Annotated in this window: 10 protein-coding genes; 1 reads left to right on the plus strand and 9 read right to left on the minus strand. The window is 71.5% G+C overall.

Annotated features, from left to right (window positions below; all coding sequences use genetic code 11):
* From IJH84_RS23725 to IJH84_RS23750, 6 genes are all read right to left on the minus strand, one after another.
* Positions 1–245, minus strand: a 245-nt coding sequence (locus IJH84_RS23725) for an ROK family protein (RefSeq protein WP_295149211.1), incomplete at its 3' end; no start/stop codon positions are given.
* On the minus strand, positions 239–787 hold the full coding sequence (locus IJH84_RS23730) for a hypothetical protein (RefSeq protein ID WP_295149215.1): 549 nt from the start codon (positions 785–787) through the stop codon (positions 239–241). The genes IJH84_RS23730 and IJH84_RS23725, both read right to left, overlap by 7 nt.
* Before the next feature lie 38 nt (positions 788–825).
* Positions 826–2,049, minus strand: coding sequence for an ArsA family ATPase (locus tag IJH84_RS23735; protein ID WP_295149217.1), 1,224 nt, complete (start codon positions 2,047–2,049; stop codon positions 826–828).
* A gap of 230 nt (positions 2,050–2,279) precedes the next feature.
* A complete protein-coding gene (locus IJH84_RS23740; protein WP_295149220.1) occupies positions 2,280–2,723 on the minus strand; it encodes an SRPBCC family protein in 444 nt (147 codons plus the stop codon).
* Between the two features lie 97 nt (positions 2,724–2,820).
* Entirely contained in the window at positions 2,821–3,609 is a 789-nt protein-coding gene (locus tag IJH84_RS23745; protein WP_200071220.1) for a metallophosphoesterase, read from the minus strand.
* Between the two features lie 31 nt (positions 3,610–3,640).
* Positions 3,641–4,021 (minus strand): polyketide cyclase / dehydrase and lipid transport, encoded by a 381-nt coding sequence (locus tag IJH84_RS23750; protein WP_200071219.1) that lies wholly within the window; start codon positions 4,019–4,021, stop codon positions 3,641–3,643.
* Between the two features lie 286 nt (positions 4,022–4,307).
* On the opposite strand from IJH84_RS23750, the gene IJH84_RS23755 reads away from it, so the two are divergent.
* Positions 4,308–6,050: a long-chain fatty acid--CoA ligase gene (locus tag IJH84_RS23755; RefSeq protein ID WP_233627789.1), complete on the plus strand. Its 1,743-nt coding sequence runs from the start codon at positions 4,308–4,310 to the stop codon at positions 6,048–6,050.
* A 59-nt stretch (positions 6,051–6,109) separates the two neighbouring features.
* On the opposite strand, the gene IJH84_RS23760 is transcribed toward IJH84_RS23755, so the two are convergent.
* The 3 genes from IJH84_RS23760 to IJH84_RS23770 form a co-directional block, all read right to left on the minus strand.
* Positions 6,110–7,345: a hypothetical protein gene (locus tag IJH84_RS23760; protein ID WP_295149227.1), complete on the minus strand. Its 1,236-nt coding sequence runs from the start codon at positions 7,343–7,345 to the stop codon at positions 6,110–6,112.
* Between the two features lie 105 nt (positions 7,346–7,450).
* Positions 7,451–8,494: a C40 family peptidase gene (locus IJH84_RS23765; RefSeq protein WP_295149230.1), complete on the minus strand. Its 1,044-nt coding sequence runs from the start codon at positions 8,492–8,494 to the stop codon at positions 7,451–7,453.
* A gap of 415 nt (positions 8,495–8,909) precedes the next feature.
* A partial coding sequence (locus IJH84_RS23770) for an NYN domain-containing protein (RefSeq protein ID WP_295149234.1) occupies positions 8,910–9,300 on the minus strand: 391 nt, incomplete at its 5' end.

Genomic DNA, 9,300 nt, shown 5'->3' on the forward strand with positions numbered 1-9,300 from the left:
CACGGCAGGTGCGGTGCGAACCGCACGACCCTGCGGTCCTCGCTGACGAAACCCGCCACGGCCAGGCCCACTCCGGCCACCGGGTAGTCGGCGGCGAGGGCCAGCACGGTGCCCGCGATGGCGGAGTCGAGTTCAGGTCCGGTGCCCGCCGACGGCACCCGCAGCGTCTCCAGCACGGTGCCCTGCGGGTCGACCACGCTGGCCCGGACGCTGGTGCCGCCCACATCCACGCCGACGGTCAGCAATCGCGCTCTCCCATCGAAGCGCCCTTCCCGGCCGCTGCGGCGGTCTTGCCGCGCACCCGGCGAACCTCGATCCGCTGCACCTTGCTCGCGGGTTCGGCGGCCGGTTCGGCGGTTTCCGCAGCCGGACCGGCCGGATCGGTGTGCCGGTGTTCGGCGAGGGTGCCCCGCAGCAATTCCACGAGCCCGGACAGCTGGTCGGCCAGCTTCGCGGTCAGCTCCGGTTGATCACCGCGCATCAGCGCGGCCACCGCGCAGATCGGGCACCAGCCGCAGGAAGCGCCACCCGAGCCGGTTTCGCCGGACGGCCCAGCGCCGGACGGCCCAGCGCCGCGATCGCGAGTCCGCTCAGCACCGCCTGCGCCGCGCAGGTACTCCTCGGCGCGCTGCGCCGCCGCGTCCAGCAGCAGCCGGAGCTCTTCGGCCATCCGGTCGCGACCGCCCCCGTCCTGCTCGGAACCCGTTCCGCGACCGCTGGAGCCACCGCTGTCCGGCTCTTCGCCCGTTCCCGACGTCACCTCGGGATCGGGGTGTTCAGCACGCATCCGCTCACCACATCCACTGGTCCACATTGGTCACAGCCTCAGCGCATCCACTGCTCGGGATCGGGCCGGAACGACACGGTGATCCCGTCGTCGGCGGCGACCGCGGCGGTCACCGCGCAACGGCGCAGCACCGCGGGCAGCGCGATGAGCCGCCTCCTGCCGTCGATGGTGACGGCCAGCTCGTCACCGATCCGCGCCAGGTCCAGCTCGGCGTCGTCGTGCAGCGGCAGCGCGATCCGCAGCGTGTATTCGGAGTCCAGCGCGCGCCCGCCACCGCCGAGCTCCATCTCGGGCGCGAACGCGGCGCCCTCCAGCGGGTCGTCGCCGTCGTAGAGCTCGTCGGCGAGTTCCAGCAGCGCGCCGGGGCCGACCGGTTCGGCGGCTCGATGAGCCACCGTGCGCAGCGGCAGTTCCGTCGCCGAGCGCACCTGCCCGAGCACCGCGTCCTGCTCCCTGCGCCGAGTTCGCATCCAGGCCGCCGCGTTCCCGCGCGCCGAACCGGGATCGGGCACGAGCCGGTTGGCGACCAGCCCGTCGACCCGGATCTGCTGCAACGCCAGTGCGGTCAGCGTCCGGCGCGTCTCGGCCGCCACCACCGCCTCCGGGGTCAGCACCAGCCGGACGCTGGTGTGCTCGGAGCTGAGCGTGCGCCGCAGCCCGAGCAACCGCTCCGCCAGGCGGCTCACGGCATCGGCCACCGCATCCCAGCGTTCGACGTTGTCGCTGCCCGCCAGGCCCGCCAGCACGCCGCGGACCATCCGCCGGTGCGCCGGGAACAGCCGCTCCAGGTATCCGGCGATCGATTCCGGCAGCGACAGCAGCCGCAGCGTTTCGGCGGTCGGGCCGCAGTCGACGAGCACCGTGTCCCACACCCCGCTCTCGGCGAACCGGAACACTTCGGCCAGCCCGAGCAGGTCCTCCACCCCGGGCAGGTGGGTGAGCTCCTCCGCGTCGAGTTCGCTCACGCCCGCCCCGAGCAGCAGGGTGCGCAAGTGCTCGCGCAGCTCCGACCACGCCTGGTCGAGCAGCCCACGGGTCTGCACCTCGGCGGCGTGCAGCCGGACGTCGCGCCGCTGTTCGTGCAGTTCCACTTCGCGCGGTTCAGCACCGAGCGCGGCGCCGAAGGCGTCGCCGAGGGAGTGCGCCGGGTCGGTGGAGACCACCAGCACCTTCCGGCCGCGCTCGGCCAGGCGCGCGGCCGTGGCGGCGGCGAGGGTCGTTTTTCCCACGCCGCCCTTTCCGGTGAACAACAGGATGCGCAAGGGCGGTCTCAGTGCGGAGTCGGGACAGGAACGTCGAATGCCGTTGATACTCGATCTTCGTTGCGGCCGCATCGCAGCCGCGCCGCAGGAAGCGCCACGTGATCCGGTCGTGCCACTTCCGCCCGGAAACCGGCGACGCGGGCGGGAAAGCGCGCCGCCCGGAAACACTGTCGATCAACGCGGCCGCATCCGCTACTCGGAGCGCGCGGCGGAAAACGCGCCCGCGCGGCTCAAGTCCCCGATTCGACGCGGCGTTTGAGCTCTTTCAGCGCCGTATTCATGATCATTTTCTCGGCCTTGCGCTTGAACATGCCGATCATCGGGATCGCCAGGTCCACCGCCAGGCTGTAGGTGACCTCGGTGCCGCCTTCCGGCTGCGGCCGCAGCGAATACGTGCCTTGCTGCGCCTTCTGCACCTGCCCCTCGGACAGCGTCCAGCTCACCGACAGCCCGTCGTCGGCCCACTCGTAGACGTTGACGTAGGTGTCCTTGACCACCCCGGCGTCGAGCACGAACCGCACCTTCTCGGCCAGGCCCGAGCTGGTCGTCGAGAGCACCTCGGTCTCCTTGACCGCCTCCGCCCACTCCGGGTAGGCGGCGAAGTCCGCGATCACCGCCATGATCTCGGCGGGAGGAGCCTGGATCACGATGGACTGGGTGGACTGATCGACCATGCCGCGCAGATTACAGGTTCGCGGCCACCTCCCGCGGCACCGGCGGGTGCGCCCGCTCGCGCTGCGCCGCGGCCGAACCGCAGCGCAACGCGCCTGCTCACCAACGCAGCACGTAGGGCTGTTCGGTGCGCTTGAAATGCCCGACGTTGACGCATTCGGTCCGCCCGATCCGGACCCGCTGCGCCAGCGGCTGGTGCACGTGGCCGAACAGCGACCAGCGCGGGCGGTCGCGGTGGATCCGCTCCAGCAGCGCGGCCGAGCCGTGCTCGGCGCGACGTGCGATGACGTCGTAGACCAGGTCCGGGACCTTGGGCGGCAGGTGCGAGCACAACACGTCGACCTCGCCGAGTCCGGCGACGGCGGCGTCGAACTCCTCCTCCGGGCGCAGGTGCGGCACCCAAGCCGCGTCCCGGCGCAGCTTCCCGCCCGGAGCCAGGATCGTGCCGCCGACGAAGCCGAAACTCAGCCCGCCGATCTCCACCGTCTCGCCTTCCACGAAGTGCACGCCTTCGCGGGCGAACTCCGGCCACAGGCCCGGCTCGTCCACGTTGCCCGCGATCGCGTAGGTCGGCGCGGTCATCGCGGCGAACAGCTGCGAGTACTGGTCGCGCACCGCGTCCTGCACCACTGCGCGCGGATCGTCCAACGACTCCCACAGCGAGCGCGCGTAGGCGCCGATCTCCGGGCCGCGGTGGTTGCGGCGCAGCTCCGCGAAGTGCGCCACCTTCTCCGCGCCGAACACCGCGCCCAGGATCCCGCGCCCGTGGTCGTGGTAGTCCACGAAGTCGATCAGGTCGCCGAGCACGACCAGCGCGTCCGCCCCGTCACCGGCCCGCTTCAACGCCTCGGCGTTGCCATGGACGTCGGACACCACGTGCACCCGCACACTCTCTCCTCAATCACCGTTGGCTCGACGATCACCGCGACGGGGGTGGGCAGCCCGGTGCCCGGCCGGCCTCCAACCGGGACTTGAGCTCGAACACCAGCTCCCGCACGGCCAGCCTGCGCCGCCGCAGCTCGGCTGTCACCCACCGCCCACGTCGCGGACCGGGCGGGTCGGCGCGCAGGAAGTAGTGCAGCACGGTGCCGTCCAGCACCGGCTGCAACCACACCTCCATGCTGCCGCGCAGGTCACCGGTGAGCCGCCAGCGCATCCCCTCGATGCCGCGGTCGGCCTCGGCGACCGGCGCCAGCCCGGGCCATTGCCGCGGCCAGCGGTCCGGGTCGGCGAAGTGCGGGGCCAGCGCGGCGGGCGCCACGGCCAGGAAGACCTCCTCGGCGAGGTCGATCGCGGACATGCGGACCAGCCTGCCACGAGCGGCGCCACCGGCGGGAACCTCGCAGCCGCGGCGGCAGCCACTTGCGCGGCGGGCGGCGCCGCTGCTCGCGCGCGGGCATGGCAGGCTGCCACCGCACGACTAATCGAGCCCGAAAAGTTTCGCATCAATAACACGGGACTACCGCCGAGTAACCATCGGCGTTAGGTTGTGCCCACAATTAGGACGTTTATCGGAGGTTTCCAAGGTGTGAGAGTTCAGCGTCCCCGCCACCAACACCGTGGCCGACGACGAGAACCTCACCGACATGGTGTGGGCCAACGCGGAACGCTTCGGTGGCACCGTGAGCTTCCGCCGCCGGGTGGAGGGCACCTGGATCGACGTCACCGCGGCCGAATTCGCGACTCAGGTGCTGGCCGTGGCGAAAGGGCTCATCGCCGCGGGAATGCGGCACGGCGACCGCATCGGGCTGATGTCGCGCACCCGCTACGAATGGAGCCTGCTGGACTTCTCGATCTGGGCCGCGGGCTGCGTGACGGTGCCGATCTACGAGACCTCCGCGGCCGACCAGGCCGAGTGGATCCTCACCGACTCCGGCGCGCGGGCGGTCATCGTCGAGACCGAGGCGCACCGCGCGGAAATCGACAGCGTGCAGGACCGGCTGAGCGACGTCGCGCAGGTCTGGCAGATCGACCCGGCCGGCGACGCCTCCGGGGCCGTGGCGGAACTGACCGCGCTCGGCGCCGAGGTCTCCGACCAGACCGCGCACGAGCGCCGCCGCGAGGTGCGCGCGGACGAGATCGCGACGCTGATCTACACCTCCGGAACCACCGGCCGCCCCAAGGGCTGCGAACTGACCCACCGCAACCTGCTGGCCGAGGTGCGCGCGGACGTCGAGGCGTTCCCGCACCTGATGCGGCAGGGCAACTCGATGCTGATGTTCCTGCCGATGGCGCACGTGCTGGCCCGCGCCATCGCCACCGCCTGCGTCTACTCGCGCACCACGCTGGGCCACACCGGCGACGTCAAGGAACTGGTCACCGACCTCGGCTCGTTCCGCCCCACGCTGGTGCTGGCGGTCCCGCGGGTGTTCGAGAAGGTCTACAACACCGCGAAGCAGAAGGCGCACGGCGAGGGCAAGGGCCGCATCTTCGACGCCGCCGAGGACACCGCCGTCGCCTACAGCAAGGCGCTGGACCAGGGCGGGCCGGGCCTGGGGCTGCGGGCCAAGCACCTGCTGTTCGACAAGCTGGTCTACGGCAAGCTGCGCGCGGCACTGGGCGGTCGCTGCAGCGGCGCGGTCTCCGGCGGTGCTCCGCTGGGCGACCGGCTCGCGCATTTCTACCGCGGCGTCGGCGTGCCGGTGCTGGAGGGCTACGGGCTCACCGAGACCACCGCGGCGGCCGCGGTCAACGTGCAGGAGGCGGCCAAGATCGGCACCGTCGGCAAGCCGCTCGCGGGCACCAGCATCCGGATCGCCGAGGACGGCGAGGTGATGATCAAGGGTGACGTGGTGTTCCGGAAGTACTGGAACAACGAGACCGCCACCAAGGAGTCGCTGGAGGACGGCTGGTTCCACACCGGCGACCTCGGCTCCCTGGACGAGGACGGTTTCCTGCGGATCACCGGGCGCAAGAAGGAGATCATCGTGACCGCGGGCGGCAAGAACGTCGCCCCGGCCGTGCTCGAGGACAACCTGCGCGCGCACCCGCTGATCAGCCAGTGCATGGTGGTCGGGGACAAGAAGCCGTTCATCGGCGCGCTGGTCACCCTGGACCCGGAGTTCCTGCCGTCGTGGCTGAGCAACCACGGCCGCTCGCAGGACACCCCGCTGAGCGAGCTGGCCGAGGACTCGGAAGTGCGCGCCGAGGTCCAGTCCGCGATCGATCACGCGAACCAGGCGGTCTCCCGCGCCGAGCAGATCAAGTCCTTCCGCATCCTGGCGAAGGACTTCACCGAGGCCACCGGTGAGATGACGCCGAGCCTGAAGCTCAAGCGCAACAAGGTCGCCGAGAACCACGCGGAGGACATCGAAGCGATCTACTCGTAAGCGCCGGTCGCTGCGCAACCGGCCGGGAACCCAGTCCTGCAACGGCGCGGCCGCTGCCGTCAGCGGAAGCGGTTGGTGAGTTCCTCGTGCCACCCGCGCAACAGCTCGTCGGTGCTGATCCCGGCGAGTTCGCGCAGGGCAGGGTCGACCGCGTCCGGTGTGCCTGCCCGCGCGATGCGCCGGTACAGCTCGACGACCTTCGGCTCGCCCACCCGCCGCACCAGGTGCTCGATCAGCGACCACGACTGCTGGTAGGCCAGGTCCAGCCGCCGCCCCGCCTGGTGGAAGTCCGCTTCGCCGGGCGGTGCGGCGGGCAGCGCACCGGTCCGCGCCTGGGCGCGCAGGTCCGGGGCGATCCGTTCCGGCGGCAGCCCGCTGTCCCGGTACCCGATGTAGTCCGCGAACCCTTCCAGCAGCCACATCGGCGCGCCCTCTGCGGTGTCGGCCCGCGCCGCGACGTGCGCGATCTCGTGCCGGAGCACGACGCGCAGGGACGTGTCGGACAACCGGCTCGCGGTTTCGGTGTTCAGCACGACTCGGGGGCCTTCGACGCGTCCGGACGACACGTCGACCTTGTCGGCCACGGCGACCGCCGCGATGCCGTCCACGGCGAACTCGGCGCCCACCAGGGCGCGCAATTCCTCGCGGGACCGCGGCAGCAGCACGCCCACCTGGCGGCTCCAGTCCGGGCCCCAGACGTCGGTGACGGAAGCGACGGCGCCGTCGAGCTCTCCGGTCAGCCGCTCGGCGAGGCCGTCGGCGCCGTCGTGGCCGACGATCACGCCGTGCTCGGTGCGCAGCACCCGGGATCGGCCGAAGTCCCACGGTTCGTGCGGCGGCCGCGCATCAGCGCTGATGAACCAACGTCCGCCCCGCGCGGTGAAGGTGAAGTTCATCGGCCGCCGGGTGGGTACCGCGTCCACCCCGGCCAGGGCGTAGCTGAGTTCCACCCGCGGGCGAGCCGGGTCCCCGCCGGGAAGCTGCTCGACCTGGTAGTCCCACGATGCCAGCGGCAGCTCGGCGAGATCGCCGAACAGTTCCCGCTGCCGCCGCCGGAACTCGCCGGACGCCGCCGGATCCACCGAGGCCATGAACGCCGCCTCGTCGCGCCGCAACACCGCCTGCGAGCGCTGCCGCAACACGGTCTCCTGCGCCTGCCGCCAGTGGGTCGTCTCGGCACGGGCCGCGATGCTCGGAGCGGGCGGGGCCTGCGCGGGCAACGGGAGCAATGCGCCCACCGCGAGCGCGGCCGCAGCCGCCAACGCCGCCGGCCATCCCCGCGAAAACCCAGGCACGAGGCGGATCGTAGGCCGGGCAGCACCGCGCGGCGAGGCGGATCCCGAACGCGGAACGGGCCGCTACCCCTGTGGGTAACGGCCCGCCGGACGCCTCGCCGGGTCTCAGCCCGCGATGCGGCGCATCGAGCTCACGTCCGCGATGTCCTGGTAGTCGTCGACCTTCACCACGTCGCCCTCGGTCGGCGCGTGCACCGCCTTGCCGTTGCCGACGTACATCGACACGTGGCTGACCGGGCTGTAGTAGAAGATCAGGTCACCGGGTTTGAGCTGGCTCGCCGAGACGCTCTTGCCCTCGGAGACCTGCGACTTGGTGGAGCCGCCGATGCTGATCCCGGCCTGCTTGTAGGCCCACTGCATCAGCCCGGAGCAGTCGAACGTGCTCGGCCCCTTGGCGCCGTAGACGTAGGACGAGCCCTGCTTGCTCAGCGCCGCGGTGACCGCCTCCGCGGCCTTGCCGGAACCGCCGGGGCCGACGTAGTCGGTCTGCCCGCCGCCGGTCAGCGAGTCCTGATCGGCGGAGCTCAGCTGCGAGTACTGCTGCTTGACCTTGGCGATCTGCGCGTCCATGTCGGCCTTCTTCTTGCCGATCTCGCCCTGGATGCGGGCGGCGTCGGCCTCGGCCTGGGCGGCCCGGCCGCGGGCGTCCTGGGCGCGCTGCTGCGCGCTCTCCGCCTGGTGCACCGCGGCGGAGAGCTGCTTGATCGCGTCGTTGTTGTCCTTGGCCAGCACGTCCAGCGCGGACGCGCGGTCCAGGAAGTCGTTCGGGGATTTGCTGACCAATAACGCGGAGAGCTTGTTCAACCGGGCGCCCTGGTAGGAGGCGGCGGTCATCTTGTCGACCTGGCCGCGGAAGCGCTCCTCCTCGGCGCGCGCCTGGTTCGCGACCTGCTCGGCCTGGCCCGCCTCGGCGGTGGACCGGTCCAGCTCGGCCTTCTTCGCGTTGTGGTCGTCCTCGGCCTTCTTGTAGTCCTCGGTGAGGGCTTCGGCCTGGTGCGAGAGCTCCCGCACCTGCTTGGCCGCCTCCGAGGCGCTCTCGGGGGGCTTGGGGTCTGCGACAGCCGGCGCGGAGGTCATGCTGACGGCGGCGGCGACCGCCGAGGCCGCCAAGGCTCCGCGCATCGTGCGCTTCAATCGGTGCGACGCCACGTCGCGCACTGCTCCTTCGTCTCTCGACCGCCCACCGAGACCACCCACCGAGGATGCAGCGGCGGTCCGGGGCAGTCCCGGACTCCGGGCACCAGGACGGCGCCCACGCACCCCGCGGGGGCAGGTTCCCGGTTCGACTCCCCGAAGCCGATTCGGCGGCGCCGCGCGGAGGACCCGGAGTGGGCCGCTGATCGCCGCGCGGACGCGCTAAGGCTACGAAAGGTCATGCGTGACGTCTATACGAGGGGGGTTAATTCTTCTGTGCACTACACAATCCCACGATAGGATTACTTGTATGTGCAGACAGTGACCAGTGAGGCATCGGCTCACCTGCGCGTCAGCCGACCACCACAGCGCCGGACCACCGCGACCGGAAGCAACGGGACCGCTATGACCTCCGCCACGAGCAGCCCGCTCAGACCCGGTTGATCCGCTCCAGCAGCAACGGGGACGACACCGCGTACGCCCCGGCGCGCCGCACCGACGTCACCACCGCCCGGTCCGAAGTCGCCACCACCAGCTGGCGCCCCTGCGGCTCGGCCTCCACGAGCGCGCGGATCACGTCGTCGGCGATCACCCCGGGATCGCTGAACAGCACCCGCACCCCGCGCGGGCCCGCCGTGGGCACCGCCAGCACGTCCGCGCCGTCGAACACCACCGTGACCTCCGCGCCGGTGCGCGCGGCCAGCGCGGCCAACTGGTGCGCCAGCCGGTTGCGCTGATCGGCCAGCGGCAGGTCCGGATAGCCGGTCTTGGTGACGTTGTAGCCGTCGACGATCAGGTGCACCGCGGGCAGCGCCAGCAGC

Source organism: Saccharopolyspora sp. (assembly GCF_017434145.1).
GTDB lineage: Bacteria > Actinomycetota > Actinomycetes > Mycobacteriales > Pseudonocardiaceae > Saccharopolyspora_C > Saccharopolyspora_C galaxeae.